Source organism: Haloarcula litorea, assembly GCF_029338195.1.
GTDB classification, from domain to species: domain Archaea; phylum Halobacteriota; class Halobacteria; order Halobacteriales; family Haloarculaceae; genus Haloarcula; species Haloarcula litorea.
This window is the reverse complement of sequence record NZ_CP119779.1, coordinates 2,458,823-2,474,542: the sequence shown is the minus strand read 5'-3', so window position 1 is coordinate 2,474,542 and position 15,720 is coordinate 2,458,823. Positions and strand designations below refer to the sequence as shown.

The 15,720-nt window shown below is 70.7% G+C and carries 17 protein-coding genes; 11 read left to right on the top strand and 6 right to left on the bottom strand.

The features are described 5' to 3' along the window. Position 1 precedes the first annotated feature (1 nt). Both P0592_RS13365 and mobA read left to right on the top strand, forming a co-directional pair. Complete coding sequence (locus tag P0592_RS13365; protein ID WP_276271396.1) at positions 2-1,237, top strand: P-loop NTPase; 1,236 nt, start codon at positions 2-4, stop codon at positions 1,235-1,237. Then, the gene (gene mobA, locus P0592_RS13360) at positions 1,234-1,854 is read left to right on the top strand and encodes a molybdenum cofactor guanylyltransferase (RefSeq protein ID WP_276271395.1); all 621 of its coding nucleotides are present in this window, start codon (positions 1,234-1,236) and stop codon (positions 1,852-1,854) included. Before P0592_RS13365 ends, mobA begins: the two co-directional genes overlap by 4 nt. 12 nt (positions 1,855-1,866) lie before the next feature. On the opposite strand, the gene pyrI is transcribed toward mobA, so the two are convergent. Both pyrI and pyrB read right to left on the bottom strand, forming a co-directional pair. Next, a complete protein-coding gene (gene pyrI / locus P0592_RS13355; RefSeq protein ID WP_276271394.1) occupies positions 1,867-2,328 on the bottom strand; it encodes an aspartate carbamoyltransferase regulatory subunit in 462 nt (153 codons plus the stop codon). Further along, complete coding sequence (pyrB, locus tag P0592_RS13350) at positions 2,325-3,242, bottom strand: aspartate carbamoyltransferase (protein ID WP_276271393.1); 918 nt, start codon at positions 3,240-3,242, stop codon at positions 2,325-2,327. Before pyrB ends, pyrI begins: the two co-directional genes overlap by 4 nt. 83 nt (positions 3,243-3,325) lie before the next feature. Between pyrB and P0592_RS13345 the strand changes: the two genes are divergently transcribed. Both P0592_RS13345 and P0592_RS13340 read left to right on the top strand, forming a co-directional pair. After that, on the top strand, positions 3,326-3,955 hold the full coding sequence (locus tag P0592_RS13345; protein WP_276271392.1) for a MinD/ParA family ATP-binding protein: 630 nt from the start codon (positions 3,326-3,328) through the stop codon (positions 3,953-3,955). A 29-nt stretch (positions 3,956-3,984) separates the two neighbouring features. Beyond that, the gene (locus P0592_RS13340) at positions 3,985-4,614 is read left to right on the top strand and encodes an RAD55 family ATPase (protein WP_276271391.1); all 630 of its coding nucleotides are present in this window, start codon (positions 3,985-3,987) and stop codon (positions 4,612-4,614) included. A gap of 126 nt (positions 4,615-4,740) precedes the next feature. Here P0592_RS13340 and P0592_RS13335 read toward each other — a convergent pair whose 3' ends face one another. After that, entirely contained in the window at positions 4,741-5,700 is a 960-nt protein-coding gene (locus P0592_RS13335; RefSeq protein WP_276271390.1) for an FKBP-type peptidyl-prolyl cis-trans isomerase, read from the bottom strand. Positions 5,701-5,772: 72 nt separating this feature from the next. Then, positions 5,773-6,813: a threonine ammonia-lyase gene (locus tag P0592_RS13330; RefSeq protein WP_276271389.1), complete on the bottom strand. Its 1,041-nt coding sequence runs from the start codon at positions 6,811-6,813 to the stop codon at positions 5,773-5,775. A 219-nt stretch (positions 6,814-7,032) separates the two neighbouring features. On the opposite strand from P0592_RS13330, the gene cyaB reads away from it, so the two are divergent. The 5 genes from cyaB to P0592_RS13305 all read left to right on the top strand — a co-directional run bounded on the left by cyaB (position 7,033) and on the right by P0592_RS13305 (position 11,612). Beyond that, positions 7,033-7,578 carry a class IV adenylate cyclase gene (gene cyaB, locus P0592_RS13325; RefSeq protein WP_276271388.1) on the top strand — a complete coding sequence of 182 codons (546 nt, stop codon included), beginning with the start codon at positions 7,033-7,035 and terminating at the stop codon, positions 7,576-7,578. Positions 7,579-7,638: 60 nt separating this feature from the next. Next, positions 7,639-8,841, top strand: a complete 1,203-nt coding sequence (locus P0592_RS13320; protein WP_276271387.1) for a methionine adenosyltransferase — start codon at positions 7,639-7,641, stop codon at positions 8,839-8,841. A gap of 43 nt (positions 8,842-8,884) precedes the next feature. Beyond that, the gene (locus P0592_RS13315; protein ID WP_276271386.1) at positions 8,885-10,072 is read left to right on the top strand and encodes a tRNA sulfurtransferase; all 1,188 of its coding nucleotides are present in this window, start codon (positions 8,885-8,887) and stop codon (positions 10,070-10,072) included. Positions 10,073-10,099: 27 nt separating this feature from the next. After that, complete coding sequence (locus P0592_RS13310; RefSeq protein WP_276271385.1) at positions 10,100-10,621, top strand: DUF5804 family protein; 522 nt, start codon at positions 10,100-10,102, stop codon at positions 10,619-10,621. A gap of 229 nt (positions 10,622-10,850) precedes the next feature. Beyond that, on the top strand, positions 10,851-11,612 hold the full coding sequence (locus P0592_RS13305) for a helix-turn-helix transcriptional regulator (protein ID WP_276271384.1): 762 nt from the start codon (positions 10,851-10,853) through the stop codon (positions 11,610-11,612). A 27-nt stretch (positions 11,613-11,639) separates the two neighbouring features. Here the strand turns inward: P0592_RS13305 and P0592_RS13300 are convergent, their stop codons facing one another. Next, positions 11,640-12,551, bottom strand: coding sequence for a PLP-dependent cysteine synthase family protein (locus P0592_RS13300; RefSeq protein WP_276273939.1), 912 nt, complete (start codon positions 12,549-12,551; stop codon positions 11,640-11,642). Between the two features lie 121 nt (positions 12,552-12,672). Here P0592_RS13300 and P0592_RS13295 point away from each other — a divergent pair, with 121 nt between their 5' ends. Both P0592_RS13295 and P0592_RS13290 read left to right on the top strand, forming a co-directional pair. Continuing rightward, positions 12,673-13,107, top strand: coding sequence for a DUF488 domain-containing protein (locus P0592_RS13295; protein ID WP_276271383.1), 435 nt, complete (start codon positions 12,673-12,675; stop codon positions 13,105-13,107). A 41-nt stretch (positions 13,108-13,148) separates the two neighbouring features. Further along, positions 13,149-13,544, top strand: a complete 396-nt coding sequence (locus P0592_RS13290) for a thioredoxin family protein (RefSeq protein WP_276271382.1) — start codon at positions 13,149-13,151, stop codon at positions 13,542-13,544. Between the two features lie 18 nt (positions 13,545-13,562). Here P0592_RS13290 and P0592_RS13285 read toward each other — a convergent pair whose 3' ends face one another. Next, on the bottom strand, positions 13,563-15,707 hold the full coding sequence (locus P0592_RS13285; RefSeq protein ID WP_276271381.1) for a thioredoxin domain-containing protein: 2,145 nt from the start codon (positions 15,705-15,707) through the stop codon (positions 13,563-13,565). Positions 15,708-15,720 lie beyond the last annotated feature (13 nt).

Below are 15,720 nucleotides of genomic sequence, written 5' to 3'. Positions count from 1 at the left end.
GATGAGCGACGCCACCACACTCACCGACCGCGTCGAGGCACAGTTACGCGCCGTCCGCGACCCGCAGGCCGACCTCTCCGTGTTCGAGGCCGGCCTCGTCGAGAACGTCGACGTCGACGACGGCGAGGTGACCGTCGAGACGGACCTGACGGCGCTGGACGGCGAGACCAGCCAGGGCGTCGTCGAGGCGATCCTGCGGGCCGTCGACGACGTCGACGGCGTCGAGAGCGTCCACGTCGAGGGCGCGACGCCGACCACGGAGGGCCGGTCCTCCGTCGAGTCGTTCGACCACGTCGTCGCCGTCGCCAGCGCGAAAGGCGGCGTCGGCAAGTCCACGACGGCGGCCCACCTCGCCTGCGCGCTGGCCGCCGACCGCGAGGTGGCGCTGTTCGACGCCGACATCCACGGCCCGAACGCCCCCGACCTGCTGGACGTGACCGGCCCCATCCACTCCAGCGAGGAGGGCGACCCGCTGCCGGTCCGGCGGGGCGGGCTGGAGGTGATGAGCGTCGGGCTGATGGAGGACGGCGCGCCGCTGGCCTGGCGCGGCGCGATGGCCCACGACGCCGTCGACGACCTGTTCGCCAACACCGCCTGGCGCAACGACGACGTGCTGGTGGTCGACCTCCCGCCCGGCACCGGCGACGTCGTGCTGACGACGCTCCAGGAGGTGCCCGTCGACGGCGTGGTCGTCGTGACGACGCCGTTCCACGCCAGCGTCAGCGACACGAGCCGGACCGTCGAGCTGTTCCGGGACAACGGCGTCCCCGTGCTGGGCACAGTCGTCAATATGGCCGAGTACGTCTGTGACTGCTGTGGCGAACCGAACGACCTGTTCGACGGCGACGCGACCGACGGCCTCGACGCCGACGTGCTGGCGCGACTCCCCTTCGACCGCGACCTGCAGGGGACGCCCGAACCCGGCGGCGTTCCGAGGGCGATGGCCGATCTCGGCGACGCCGTGGCCGACGCGCTCGAGACCGCCGGCGAGGTGTCGGTCCCGGACCACGCCGTCGACATCCGTGACCTGCCGCCCGGAGAACGCAAGGACCGCGTCCGCGAGGCGTTCACCGACCGCGACAGCGGGGAGGCATTCGCCGTCGTGAGCGACCGCGACCCGTCTCCGGTCGGGCCGTTCCTCGGCCAGCTCGCCGAGGCACCCCGCGAGGCGTTCGACCCCTTCGAGGTGCGCCGGGCGACGCCCGACGCCTGGGTGCTTGAGACGGTGGTCCCGTGAGCCGGCCGTCGGCCACGGGCGTCGTCGTCGCCGGCGGGCGGTCGACCCGCTTCGGCGACCGCGAGAAGGCGCTGGCGACGCTCGGGGGCGAGCCGATGCTCCGGCACGTCGTCGCCGCGGTGGGCGATGTGACGGGCGAAGTGGTCGTCAACTGCCGGGCCGACCAGCGCGGCCCGTTCGAGGCAGCGCTGTCGGATCTCGAGGTCCCGGTCCGGTTCGCCGTCGACGAGCGGCCCGACGAGGGACCCCTGTCCGGCCTGGCCGCCGGACTCGCGGCCGTCGAGACGGAAGTCGCTGTCGTCGTCGCCTGCGATATGCCACTCGTCACGCCCGAACTCTTCGGTGCGTTACTGGACGGGATCGGTGAGCGCCCGGACGCCGAGGCCGCCGTGCCGCGGACCGACGGCGGGCCCGAGCCGCTGTGTGCGGCCTACCGGACCGCACCGGCGCTCGGGGCGGCACGAGCGGCGCTCGACGACGGGAGTCGGAGCCTCCGGGCACTGCTGACACGGCTGGACGTGCGCTGGCTCGACGTCGGCGAGGCGGATCTCGACGCGGCAGGCCTTCGCAGCGTGGACACGCAGGCAGCGTTGGAACGCGAGCGAGAACGGTTCTGAGACGCCGACGCGTCACTCGGCGACGATGTGTTCGGCGATGTCGTCCCGGATGATGGTGTCGCAGTACTCACACCGGACGCCGTCGTCGACGACCGCGAACCGGGAGTCGACGGGCTCGTCCTCGGTCGTGATGCAGCCGCGGTTCGGACACTCCAGCACGCCCTCGACCACCTCGGGGCGTTCGACGCGGTGTTTCTCGACCACGTCGTACTCCCGGATGATGTTGATGGAGGCCGCGGGCGCGATGAGCGAGAGCACGTCCACCTCGTCCTGGGAGAGCTCTCGGCCCTCGACTTTCACGATGTCTTTCTTGCCCAGCCGGTCGGAGGGCATGTTCATCGCGACGGAGACGGAGTCGCCGCTGGTCCCGTCGATGCCGAGGATTGCGAGGACGTTCAGCGACTGGCCGCCGGCGATGTGGTCGATGACGGTGCCGTTGCGGATCTTGGAGACGCGGAGTTGTTGGTCGCTCATTCGCGCTCACCTCCGAGCATCAGGTCCAGCAGCGCCATCCGTACCGGGACCCCGTTGTGGGCCTGCTGGAAGTACGCCGCGTGGTCGGTGTCGTCGACGTCGTAGTCGATCTCGTCGACGCGGGGCAGGGGGTGCATCACCGTCAGGTCGTCTTTCGCCTGCGAGAGCGTCTCGCTGTCGATCTGGTACTGGCCCGCGACCGCGCGGTACTCGCTCTCGTCGGGGAACCGCTCGCGCTGGATGCGCGTGACGTACAGCACGTCCAGTTCCGGAAGGATCTCGTCGAGGTCGGTGTGCTCCCGGACCTCCGCCCCCTCCTGGTGGAGGTCGTACCGGACCGAGCGGGGCAGGCGCAGCGACTCGGGACTGATGAAGTGCTGACGGGCGTCGACGTTGGTCAGCGCGTGGGCCAGCGAGTGGACGGTGCGGCCGTACTTCAGGTCGCCCATGATGCCGACGGTGAGGTCCTCGAAGCCGGCGTTCTCGCGGATCGTGTAGAGATCGAGCAGTGTCTGTGTGGGGTGTTGGCCGGCCCCGTCGCCGGCGTTGACCAGCGGCGCGTCGACGAACTCGCTGGCCATCTTCGCCGACCCCTCCATCGGGTGGCGCAGCACCAGCGCGTCCGCGTACCCCTCGACGACGCGGACGGTGTCGGCAAGCGACTCTCCTTTCTTCACGCTGGAGGAGTCGACCGGCCCCATATCGACGATGTCGCCACCCAGCCGCTTCATCGCCGTCGTGAAGCTCATCTTGGTGCGCGTACTCGGCTCGAAGAAACAGAGCCCGAGCAGGGTCCCCTCGTGGCGACCCGCGTACGCGCCCGGGTCCGCCGCGATGTCGGCCGCGTGGTCGAGCACCGTCTCGATGTCGGCCCGCGACAGTTGTTTGGCGCTGATGATGTGGTCGTGCCGCATCCTACCCGGTACCCCGCCCCCGACGCTCTTGAATCTCCCGACACGACCGAACGTTCAAGTGCGATTCCGCGGCCAGCGACGCTATGCTCGCGATCGCCGGCGGTAAGGGTGGCTGCGGCAAGACGACGACGGCACTGGGACTGGCGCGTGCGCTCGCCGACCGCGGGCAGGCACCGCTCGTCGCGGACGCCGACCGGGACATGCCCGATCTCCACTACCGGGCCGGCGTCTCTCGCCGGGCTGGCCTGTCCGCCGTCGCGGACGGGACGCCGGTCGACGCCGTCGCGCAACGCTCCGCCCGGTTCCAGGGCGTCGACGTGCTCCCGTGTGGCGACGCCGACGGCGGCGTCGCGGCCACCGCCTTCGACCGGCTCGGACGGTCGGGCCGACCGGTCCTGCTGGACTGTCCCGCCGGGGCCGGTCCCGACGCCGTCGCGCCGCTCCGTGCCGCCGACCGGACCGTCCTCGTCTCGACGCCGACCGAGCGGAGCCTCAGAGACACCGTCAAGACGGCGGCGATGGCCCGCGAACTCGACGCACCCCCCGCCGCGCTCGTGCTGGTCCGCAGCGAGGGCACCGCCGACCCGACCGCGCTGTTCGACTGTCCGACCGTGGCCCACGTCCCGGAGCTCTCGGAACCTCCACTCGAAACCGAGGAATCGGTGTCTCGGTACGCACACTGCGTGAAAACCCTCTTCGAGCGGAATACTTAATCGGATGGGTCCGCTTGTCCCACGGTAGGATGGTGAACCGGCTGCGAACGGGGATCGACGTGCTCGACCGGAAGCTCGACGGGGGGATTCCGGCCGGGAGTATCGTCGCGCTCTCCGCCCAGCCGGCCAGCCAGGCGGAGCTGTTCCTCTACGAACTCACCGCCACCCGCGGCACGCTCTGGCTCTCGCTCGACCGGACCGCCGAGTCCGTCGTCGCCAGCATCGAACAGACGCCGGCCAACACCGGCGATCCGACGGTCCGACACATCTCCGGGGAGGCCCCGCTGGACAACGCCGGCAAGCTCGTCTCCGCGCTGCCCGAGACGTCGAACCTCATCGTCGATCCGCTGGACGTCCTGGAGGCCCAGGAGCCGCCCTCCCGGTTCCGGGCGTTCATGAACGACCTCCAGAACCACATCGTCAACACCGGCAGCCTCGGCATCCTCCACTGCCTCGACGGCCGCTCGACCCCGCCGCTGCGGGACACCACCGAGCACTTCGCCGACGTGGTGTTCGAGCTGAAGACGACGACGACCGGCGACGAGGTGGAGAACCGCCTCGCGATCCCGAAGTTCCGCGGCGGCCGCGCCCCCAACGACATCATCAAGCTCGACCTCGTCGAGGAGGTCAGCATCGACACGAGTCGGGACATCGCGTAGCCGCTATCACTTCGTCGACCTCCCGCGTGAGCCGACGGCTCGGAACCGCTCGTCTCGGACCGTCCCACCGAGAAGCGGCGGCGCAGCCGCTCGGCGACGGGGAACGCGGAGAAGCCGGGCGTGACGTTACTCTTCTGCGCCTTCGATCTCGTCGACGATCTCCTCGGCGTCGACGTCGGCGTCTTCGAGGGCCTCCTCGATGTCGCCGCCGCCGGCACCGCCCATCCCGCCCATCATCCCGGGCATCCCCATCCCGCCACCGCCCAGCTCCTCCTGGACGATGATCCGGTCGACGTCGAGCAGCTGGGTGAGCTGCTGGGCGATCTGCTGTTTGCCCATCATCCACTGCTGGTTCATCGTCAGCTGGGGCGTCGCCTCGATGTACAGCGTCTCCTTCTCGACCTCGACGGTCTCGTACTCGGGTTCGGCGTCCTCGTCGTCCTCGTCGTCGCTCTCGACGAGCTGTTCCTCCTCGACGGTGTCGGTCTCGAACCAGAGGTCAAGCTCCATATCGAGCATCATCTGGATGATGCCCTGGGCCTTCTCCTCGCGGTCGGTGACCTCTTCGAGGATCTCGTAGTCGTACTCGACGTCCTCGCCGGCCAGCGGGTGGTTGAAGTCCACGCGGGCGCGGCCGCCGATGATGGTCTCGACGTGGCCGTGCTCGCCGTCGACGTCGACGTGTGCGCCGGGGTAGCGGTCGTCCTCGGGGATCTTGTCCTTGGAGACGGTCCGGACCTGCTCCTCGTCGTACTCGCCGAAGGCGTCGGCGGCGGCGATCGTGACGTGGCCCTCGTCGCCGACCGCCTTCCCGTAGATGTCCTCCTCGACGTCGGGGAAGATGTGGTTCTCGCCCAGCACGATGGTTCGGGGGCCGAACTCCTGCTGCTCGGTGTCGACGCCCTCGTCCTCGGCGACCTCCTCGTCGGTCGTGTCGACGAGCTGTCCCTCCTCGACGGTGCGGGCGGTGTAGGCGAGCTTGACGACGTCGCCCTCCTGCAGGCCGCTCTCGGTCTCCTCGTCGGCCGTCGACTCCTCGACTTCTTCCTCGACGTCCTCTGTCTCGGCCTCGGACTCGTTGCTCATACCGTGTTGGTCAGTCGTGCCACTCTTAAGGACAACGTTTCCCGGCCGCTCCGGAGGGGCCCCGGTCGCGGCTCACGCCGACCCGGCGTCGCCGTCGTACTCCGCGAGGAACCGGTCCAGTTTCTCCCGTTCGATGTTCCGGCCGGAGACCGGGACGACGACGGTCTTCCCGGCCACGTCGTCGGCACGGCGGAGCGCGGCGACGGCGGTCGCACACGCGCCCTCCATCACGATCCGCTCGTCGCAGAACAGCTTCGCGACGTTCTCGCGGATGGCCGCCTCGGAGACGAGTTCGAAGTCGGCGAGGCCGTCTGCCAGCAGGTCCATCGTCAGCGCGAACGGGACCCGGGTGGCGACGCCCTCCGCCGTCGTCTCCATCCGGTCGTGGGGAGCGAGCGTCCCCTCGTGGTACGCCCGGTGCATCGCCGGCGCGGCCTCGCTCTGGACGCCGATCACCTCGGCGTCGGTGAGTTCGCCGACCGTCAGCGAGTAGCCGACTGCGGAGGTGCCGCCGCCGACCGGACAGTACAGCCGGTCGATCTCGGGCAGTTCGTCGACGACCTCCAGCCCGGCGGTGCCGACGCCGGCCAGCAGCTTCGGTTCGTTCCCCGAGTGGACGTACCGCTGGCCCTCCTCGACGGCGATCTCCTCGACGCGCTCGCGGGCCGCGTCGTAGTCGGGGCCGTGGCGGATCACGTCCGCGCCGAGCCGCTCCATCGCGGCCACCTTCCCGTCGTTGGCCGCCTCCGGGACGCCGATGGTCACGGGCACGTCGAACGCCCGGCCGGCCCACGCGATCGACTGGCCGTGGTTCCCGGAACTCGCGGTGATGAGCCCGCGCTCGCGGAACTCCTCGGGCAGCGACGAGACGAGGTTGACCCCGCCGCGGACCTTGAACGCGCCCGTCGGGAGCGTGTCCTCGCGCTTGAGGTAGACGTCGGCGTCGAGTTCCGCCGACAGCACCTCGCTGCGGACCAGTGGCGTCCGGGGGAGGTGCCGGTCGACGACGTCGCGGGCCCGGATGACGTCGGCGGTCGTGGGCGGCGTCAGGTCGTGGTACGGGAAGACGGTCGTCTCGTCGGGGGACTCGACTGGTTCGTAGCGACCGTCCATACTCCGTCACCGCACTCGGGGACACTAAAACTCGCGGTCCCGGCTAGCAGTATCATCGAATCCTCTGACCGTCGGTTCCGAGACCCGAAAGTCCCACCCGTTCGGACGGGTACGGAGGCGCGAACGCCGGATGGACGATTGGCCGACACCGCCAGCTGGTCGGCCGCCGACACCGACCCGAACCAAACCCCTTTCCGGGGCCGTCGCGCACGCTCGCGTATGTACGAGGTCGAAGTGAAGGTCGCCGCCGACCTGGCGCGTGTCACCGAGCGCCTCGACGAACTCGGCGCGGAGTTCGTCGGACGGGTCGAGCAGGTCGACACCTACTACGACGCGCCCCACCGGGACTTCGCCGAGACGGACGAGGCCCTGCGGGTGCGCCGGGAGACGGCCGACGGCGACACGGAGGCCCGCATCACGTACAAGGGGCCGCTGGTCGAGGCCGAGTCCAAGACCCGCGAGGAGTTCGAGACCGCCGTCGGGGACGGCGAGACGGCGGCCGCCGTCTTCGACGGCCTGGGGTTCGAGCCGGCCGCGACGGTCCGGAAGCGTCGGCGGTTCTACCGCCACGACGGCTACACGGTCACGCTGGACGACGTCGAGGACGTGGGCCAGTTCGTCGAGGTCGAGACCGAGACCGACGAAGACGGCGTCGAGGCGGCCCGCGAGGGCGCGTTCGAGGTCCTGCGCGAACTCGGGCTGGACCCCGAGGACCAGACCCGGACCTCCTACCTCGGTCTGCTGCTCGGTGATGCGAGCGAGTAATCTTTCGCCGACGGACTGTTCCCGTAAGTTATAGAACCCGGTACGGTCAAGGTCGGTGTAATGACCGAGCGGAACATCCACGTCGAGCCGGAGACGGGCCTCGCAGTCGAGGACCAGCACATCGAGATCGTCGAGCGCAAGGGGATCGGCCACCCGGACTCGATCTGCGACGGGGTCGCCGAGAACGTCGCCCGCGCGCTGGCCCAGGAGTACATCGACCGGTTCGGCCGGGTGCTGCACTACAACACCGACGAGACTCAGCTGGTCGCCGGCACCGCCGCGCCCGCCTACGGCGGCGGCGAGATGCTGGACCCCATCTACCTCCTCATCGTCGGCCGCGCGACCAAGAGCTACGAGGGCGAGCGGTTCCCCGCCGAGACCATCGCGATCCGGGCCGCCCGGGAGTACCTCGACGAGCACTTCCCGTATCTGGACGTCGGGACGGACATCGTCGTCGACGTGGAACTGGGCGAGGGGTCGGGCGACCTCCAGACCGTCTTCGGCGAGGAGGGGTCGGTCCCGATGGCAAACGACACGAGCTACGGGGTCGGCCACGCGCCCCTCTCCGAGACCGAGCAGATCGTCTACAACACGGAGCGACGGCTGACCGGCGAGTACGCCGCCGACAACCCCGTCGTCGGCCAGGACGTGAAGGTGATGGGCAAGCGCGAGGGCGACCACGTCGACGTCACCGTCGCCGTGGCGATGGTCGACGAGCACGTCGACGGCCTCGCCGACTACCGGGCGGCCGTCGAGGACGTCCGCGAGTACGTCGCCGACCTCGCGACCGAGTACACCGACCGCGACGTGAACATCCACGTCAACACCGCCGACGACTACGACGAGGGCTCGATCTACCTGACGACGACTGGTACCAGCGCCGAGCAGGGCGACGACGGCTCCGTCGGCCGGGGCAACCGCGCGAACGGCCTCATCACGCCGAACCGCCCGATGAGTATGGAGGCCACCTCCGGCAAGAACCCCGTCAACCACATCGGGAAGATCTACAACGTCCTCTCGACGGAGGTCGCACAGTCGGTGGTGGCGGAGGTCGACGGCGTCCGCCAGCTCCAGCTGCGCCTGCTCTCGCAGATCGGGTCGCCGATCGACCAGCCCCAGGTCGCCGACGCCAAGCTCGTCACCGAGGACGGCGTCGCCGTCGGCGATATCGAGGCGGCGGTCCGGGCGGCCATCGACGACGAACTGGCGAACGTCACCGACGTGACCCGGAAGGTCATCGAGGGCGACGTGACGACGTTCTGAGCGCGAGCGACACCCCTTTATTCTCGATTCGGCAAGGGCGGGTATGCACCCGCCCGACGCCGACACCGTCCTCGTCCGCCACGGCGAGCTCGGCGTCAAGAGCGAGCAGGTCCGCCGGAAGATGGAGGGGCGACTGGGCGACAACCTCCGCTCGACGCTGGCCGACCGTGGAGTCGCCGGCGACATCGAGCGCCGCCGGAACCGCCTGTTCGTTCACACCGACGACCCCGAGGGCGCGACCGCCGCCGCGGCGGACACCTTCGGCGTCGCGTCGGCCTCGCCGGCCGTCCGCGTCGAGCCGACCCTGGACGCCATCGAGGCGGCGCTCGTCGCGGCCACCGAGGCGTGCCACGACGGGGGTTCCTTCGCCGTCGACGCCCGCCGCGCCGGGCCCAGCGACGCCCACCCGTTCGCCAGCACGGACATCGAGTCCGAGGGCGGCGCGGCGGTCTGGGACGCCGTCGAGCGGGCGGGCGGCGACCCCGCGGTCGACCTCGACGACCCAGACTTCGAGCTGTTCGTGGAGTGCCGGCCCGACGACGCCTACGTCTTCCTGGAGCGCCGAGCGGGGCCGGGCGGGCTGCCAGTCGGGACACAGCGGCCGGTCGTCGCCCTCGTCAGCGGGGGCATCGACTCCCCGGTCGCGGCGTGGCGGTTGCTCCGACGTGGCTGTCCCGTGGTCCCGGTCTACGTCGACCTCGGCGACTACGGCGGCGTCGACCACCGCGCCCGGGCCGTCGCCACCGTCGAGCGACTGGTCGAGTACGCCCCCAGCGAGTCCTGGACGCTCCACGTCGTCGACGGCGGCGACGCCGTGGCCGACCTCGCGGCGACGACGGACGACTGCCGGATGCTGTCGCTCCGGCGGTTCATGCTCGCGGCCGCCGAGGCCGTCGCCGAGGACGAGGGGGCGGTCGGCGTCGCCACCGGCGAGGCCGTCGGGCAGAAGTCCAGTCAGACCAGCGCCAACCTGGCCGTGACCGACGCCGCGACGCGGCTCCCGGTCCACCGGCCGACGCTCACGCTGGACAAACACGAGATCACCCAGCGCGCCCGCGACATCGGGACCTTCGAGACGGCGACGGTCGACGCTGGCTGCGACCGCGTCGCGCCCGAACTGCCCGAGACCGACGCCTCGCTGGAACAGGTCCGAGCGAGCGAGCCCGAGGACCTGCTGGAGCGGGCCCGCGAGCGGGCGGCCGAGCGCGAGACCGTCCCCATCGAAAGGTAAATCTCCGGGGCGGGCCACGGACGAGCCATGGCGCAGGTCTGTCTCGTCGGGAGCGACGACGTGAACCTCCGGTACGAACTGCTCTCCCGTGAGACCGCCCGGAACGCGCTGGCGACCTACGACCTGCGGGAGCCGTTCGCCAACACCGTGCAGGTCGAGACGGTGAGTCTGGGGGCGGCGGTGGCGCTGCTGAACGACCTGAACTGGTACCTCGTGCGGTTCGCCGACGCCGCCTTCGTCAGGGACCCCTCGATCAGCGAGACGGAGTGGCTCTCCCGGGACCTCGCGGCGGCGGTGCGCAACGACGAGGTGGCCCCCGAGGACAGCGGCCGCTTCCTGAAGGTGTACGGCGTCGTCGACGAGTCCGACGACGACGGACAGGCCGACGAGGACGAAGCGGCCGCGTCGACGCCGGACCGGGAGCGTCCACCGGAGCTCGTCGAGCCGATGCTCGTCACCAGAACCGGCGACACCATCCCGGAGTACGACCTGCGGGAGGTCGAGGACACGCTCCTCGTTCGGGTCACGGAGTCGGAGTTCGGAGCCTGATCGGCACGGAAGTTCGGAGGAGTGTCGGATGTCAGAGGCACGGTCCCGCGACCGGGTGGACACTCCGTGGGGCGCTCCGTGGCAGGCGTCCCACACCCCACTGGTGGAAGTCCGATCACATATACCGAACCCCCGTGAGAACTACCGCTCCCCGGGCGACTGGCCTCGGCCCGAAAGATTGGTCAGTACCGAAAGACGAAAGTGACGAAGCGCACAACGACGCCATCGTATGGTTTCGGTGCCGGACACCGCCGACGTTGTCGCGAAGCGACGGGACGTACTGCGGGCGCTCACCGAGCCGCTGTCGAAGCCCGCGCTCGTCGAGGAGCTCGGCCGCTCCCGTTCGACGGTCGACCGGGCGATCGACGCGCTACTCGACGAGCGCCTCGTCGAGCAGCGCGGGAGCCGATACGTGGCGACGTTCGCGGGCCGGGAGGCGGTGACTGCCTACGACCGGTTCCTCGATCGGGTCGACGCGCTGTCGGCGGCACAGCCGGTCCTCGGGGAACTCCCGCCGGACGTGGCCGTCGACCCCGCAGTTCTGGAGGGTGCCGAGGTCGTCGAGTCCACGATGGCCGCGCCGACCGCCCCGATCGAGGCGAACGCTGCGCGGGTCGACGGCGCGACGGCGTTCCACGGGACCGGGCCGGCCGTCATCCCGCAGTACATCGAGGAAGTGACCGGCCTCGTGGCCGGCGGGACGGAGACGGAACTGGTCCTGACCGAGGCCGTCGTCGAGGCGGCTTCGACGGCCTACGCCGAGGAGTTCGCCGGACTGACCGACGCGGAGAACCTCGACCTGTTCGTCACCGACTCGACGATGCCCTACGCGGTCTGGGTGGCCGAGAAGCCCGGGGAGACGGTGGCCGGGATCGTCGTCTACAGCGACGACGGCATCGTCGGGGTCGTCAACAACGACAGCGACGCGATGGTCGAGTGGGCACGCGAGTCGTACGAGACGTTCAAGCGGGACGCGGAGCCGCTCGGGTAGTCGGCCGGTCGCGCGGTCGGGGCCCGCTCAGTCGAAGAGGCCGGTCGACATGTACCGCTCGCCGCTGTCCCAGTAGACGGTCACGACCAGCGGGTCCGCGACCCCGTCGGCCAGCAGTTCCTCGGCCACGTCGCGGGCCGCGAGGTTCGACGCGCCGGAGGACTGCCCGACGAGGATGCCCTCCTCGCGGGCGAGTCGCCGGCACTCGTCCTCGGCGTCGTCGAGCTCGACGGTCCGGACGTCGTCCAGCAGGTCCACGTCGAGGTTGTCGCTGACGAACCCCGGCCCCATCCCCTGGAAGCTGTCCTCGCCGGTGCCCGGCTCCATCCCCGAGAGGACGGCGTTGTCGGCGGGTTCGACGGCGACGACGTCGACATCAGGAAACGCCTCGCGCAGGCGGCGGCCGGTCCCCGTGATCGTCCCGCCGGTGCCGACCCCCGCGACGAGGGCGTCGACGGTCCGGTCGCCCACCTGCTCGACGATCTCCGGGCCGGTCGTCTCGTAGTGGGCCTGCGGGTTCGCCGGGTTCTCGAACTGCCGCAGCTGGACGTAGTCGCCCCGGTCGGTGAGCTCGTCGGCGCGGTCTTTCGCGTCGGAGATGTCGCCCTCGACGAGCTCGATCTCCGCGCCGTAGGCCCGCATGATCTGTCGGCGCTCGGGGGACTTCGAGGATGGCATCACCAGCACCACGTCGTAGCCCTTCGCGGCCCCGACCATCGCCATCCCGATGCCGGTGTTGCCGCTGGTCGGTTCGACGAGCGTGTCGCCAGGTTCGAGGACGCCCTCGCGCTCGGCCCGCTCGATCATGAACTTCGCCGGCCGGTCCTTCGCGGAGCCCCCGGGGTTGAACGACTCGACTTTCGCCGCCACCGTCGCGCCCTCGGGTGCCCGGACGGACACCAGCGGCGACCCGACGGTGTCGACGACGGAGTCGTGCATCGTCTCGTGCATAGGCGCGGCGTACGCCACCGTCGCTTAAAACCCCTGCTGGACCCCGACGGATCTGACGGGGGTCCGCGTCGTCGGCAGGCTTTTCCGCCGGCTGTGTCACCTGTCGACTATGCCGGGTGCCGTCCGCGAGACCTACGTCGCGGCGCTGCAACACGACCTCGCCGACCTCGACGGCGGCGAGTCGCTCGTCGGCGTCGTCCGGGAGCCGACGGGGTGGTTCCGCGCCGCCGTCGACGAGAACCGACCGGCTCTCGGACCGCCGTCGGCCCTGCTCGACGAGACGAAGCGGCGGACCGAGGACCTGAAGATGCAGGGGCTGTGCGAGGAGGGCGCGCACAACGCCGCCTGGGCCGAGACGGACTTCGCCGACCGCTACCGGGCTCACCTCGAGGAGAGCGACGACGCCGCGGCCGCGATGCGGGACCTGTGTGACCGCGTCCGTGACGGGGAGACCGTCGTGCTGGTCTGTTTCGAGGGCGACGGCAAGCGGTGCCACCGGACGATCCTGCAGGACCGCCTCCGCGGCCGGCTGGACGGGGGCTGACAGCCGGGACGTTCAAGCCGGTTCGCTCTGTACGTAGTGGTATGAGCGAGAGCGGGTCACTCGAGACGATGGAACCGAACCCCGTGTGGGTCGAGGACGCCTACAGCGACACGGTCGCGACGCTGAGTCGCCACGCCCGCGACCTGACCTACCACATCTGGGGCGGGGACTGGTGCAAGGACTGCCGGGCACAGCTGCCGGACTTCGGGGCGGCGCTGGAGGCCGCTGGCGTCCCGGCGGCGAAGATCAACCACTACCCCGTCGAGAAACTGGACGACGGCTCCAAGACCGGCCCGAAGGTCGAGGAGTACGGGATCGAGTTGATCCCCACCGTCGTCGTCGAGCGCGACGGCGAGGAGATCGCCCGCTTCGTCGAGGAGGAGCCGGTGCCGATCGCCGTCTTCCTCGCGAAGGAGATCGAGGCGGCCGAGGGCTGAGCGTCCGTCGGCGAACCGCTACGCCCCGTCCCAGTCCAGCGCCTCCCCGAGGTCGTGGGACGGCGGCGAGCAGGCGAAGTGCCGGCAGACGTAGGCGGTCGGCTCGCCGTCGCGGCCCTCGCGACCGGCCCAGATCGGCGGGGCCTCGTCGGCCCCGAGCCGGTCGAGCCACGCGTCGAACGTCGCGCCGTCGGCGGGCCGCCACGCCACCTGCCGGCGCGGGAGGTAGGTGTCCGCGAGCGTCCCCGCCCAGTCTTCCGGCGGGTCCGTCGGGTCACACACGAGCGTCAGTTCGAGTGCCCCCTGTTCGTAGACGTCCGTCGCCAGCGTCAGCGACGCGTGTTCCAGCGGGTTCGCGTTCACGCGGTCGGCGTGGGTCCGGACGACCCGCTCGGCCACCTCGCCCAGCCGGTCGTCGCTCCGGAAGGCGTCCAGCGCCAGCAGCAGGTCGACGGCGACGCCCGTGCTGGAGGGGGTCGACTGGTCGGTCAGCTCCTGTGGCCGCGCGACCAGCGACTCGCCGCCGGTCGGCGTGAAGTACAGCGTCTCGGCGTCGTCGTCCCAGAACGCCTCGGTGATCGTCTCCGCGAGGGCCATCGCGAACGCGAGGTGGTCGACGTCGCCGGTCGCCTCGAACAGCGCCAGCGCGCCGCGACCGAGGAACGCGTAGTCCTCCAGGTAGCCGTCGATGGCCACGTCGCCGTCCTTGTACCGCCGGGCGAGCCGGCCGGCGTCGACGTCCCAGAGGTGCTCGCGGACGAACGAGAGGGCGTCTTCGGCCGCGTCGGCGTACTCGTCGTCCAGCACGACCGCCCCCTCGGCGAGCGCCCGGATCATCAGCCCGTTCCACCCGGCGAGGATCTTCTCGTCGCGGGCCGGACGGGGCCGCTCCTCGCGGGCCGCGAACGCCTCGTCCAGCGCCCGCTGGAGCTTCTCCGTGGCCTCGGCCTCCGTCAGGCCCCGCTCCTCCGCGATGACGTGCAGGGGCTTGCGGACCGCCAGCACCGTCGCCCCCTCGAAGTTGCCGCGTTCGGTGACCCCGTAGTACTCGCAGAAGACCTCGGCGGCCGCCTCGTCGTCGACGGCCGCGTGGACCTGTTCGGGCGTCCAGGCGTAGAACGCGCCCTCCTCGTGCTCGCCGTCGGGACTCTCGGGTGGCGCGCTCTGGGCGTCCAGCGTGCTGAAGAAGCCGCCGTCCTCGTGCTGGAGCTCCCGCTGGACGAACGCGAACGTCTCCCGGACGACGGCGGCGTACCGCTCGTTGCCCAGCGCCTGGTACCCCGCCAGCAGCGCACGGGGGATCTCGGCGTTGTCGTACAGCATCTTCTCGAAGTGGGGGACCGCCCACTGGGGGTCCGTCGAGTAGCGGTGGAAGCCGCCGCCGACGTGGTCGTACAGGCCCCGGTCGGCCATCGCGTTCAGCGTCTCCTCAACGACGGCGAGGTAGTCGTCGTGGATGCCGTCGTCGCCGTCGGCCTGGGCCCGCAACAGCGCGTGCAGCCGTCCGGTCTGGGGGAACTTCGGCCCGCCCGAGCCCCAGCCGCCGTCGTCCCGGTCGGCCCCGCGGTGGGCGACGGTCGCGGCCGTCTGGATCAGGTCGTCGTCGGGTTCGGAGGGCTGGCCGGTCGCCTCGAGGTCGGACTCGATGGCGTCGGTCCACTGCTGGGCGCGGCTCTCCATCTCCGACCGCTGCTCGGGGTCGGTCCACGAGTTCGAGAGGTCCCGCAGCAGGTCGTGAAAGCCCGGCGTCCCGCGCTTCTCCTCGGGCGGGAAGTACGTCCCCACGTAGAAGGGCTTCCCCGCCGGCGTGAGCCAGGCGGACAGCGGCCACCCCCCGCGACCGGTCACCTGCTGGCAGATGCTCATGTACACCGAGTCGAGGTCCGGCCGCTCCTCGCGGTCGACCTTGATCGGGACGAAGTTCTCGTTGAGCGTCTCCGCGACCGCCTCGTCCTGGAAGCTCTCCGACTCCATCACGTGACACCAGTGGCAGGCCGCGTAGCCGATCGAGAGGAAGATGGGCACGTCCCGCTCCTTCGCGGCGGCGAGTGCCTGCTCGTCCCACGGCTGCCAGTTCACGGGGTTGTCCGCGTGCTGGCGGAGGTACGGGCTCTCGGCCTCGTCGAGTCGGTTCCGCTCGGTCGGGGCCGCGTCGTCGGTCATACCCGGTGATCCG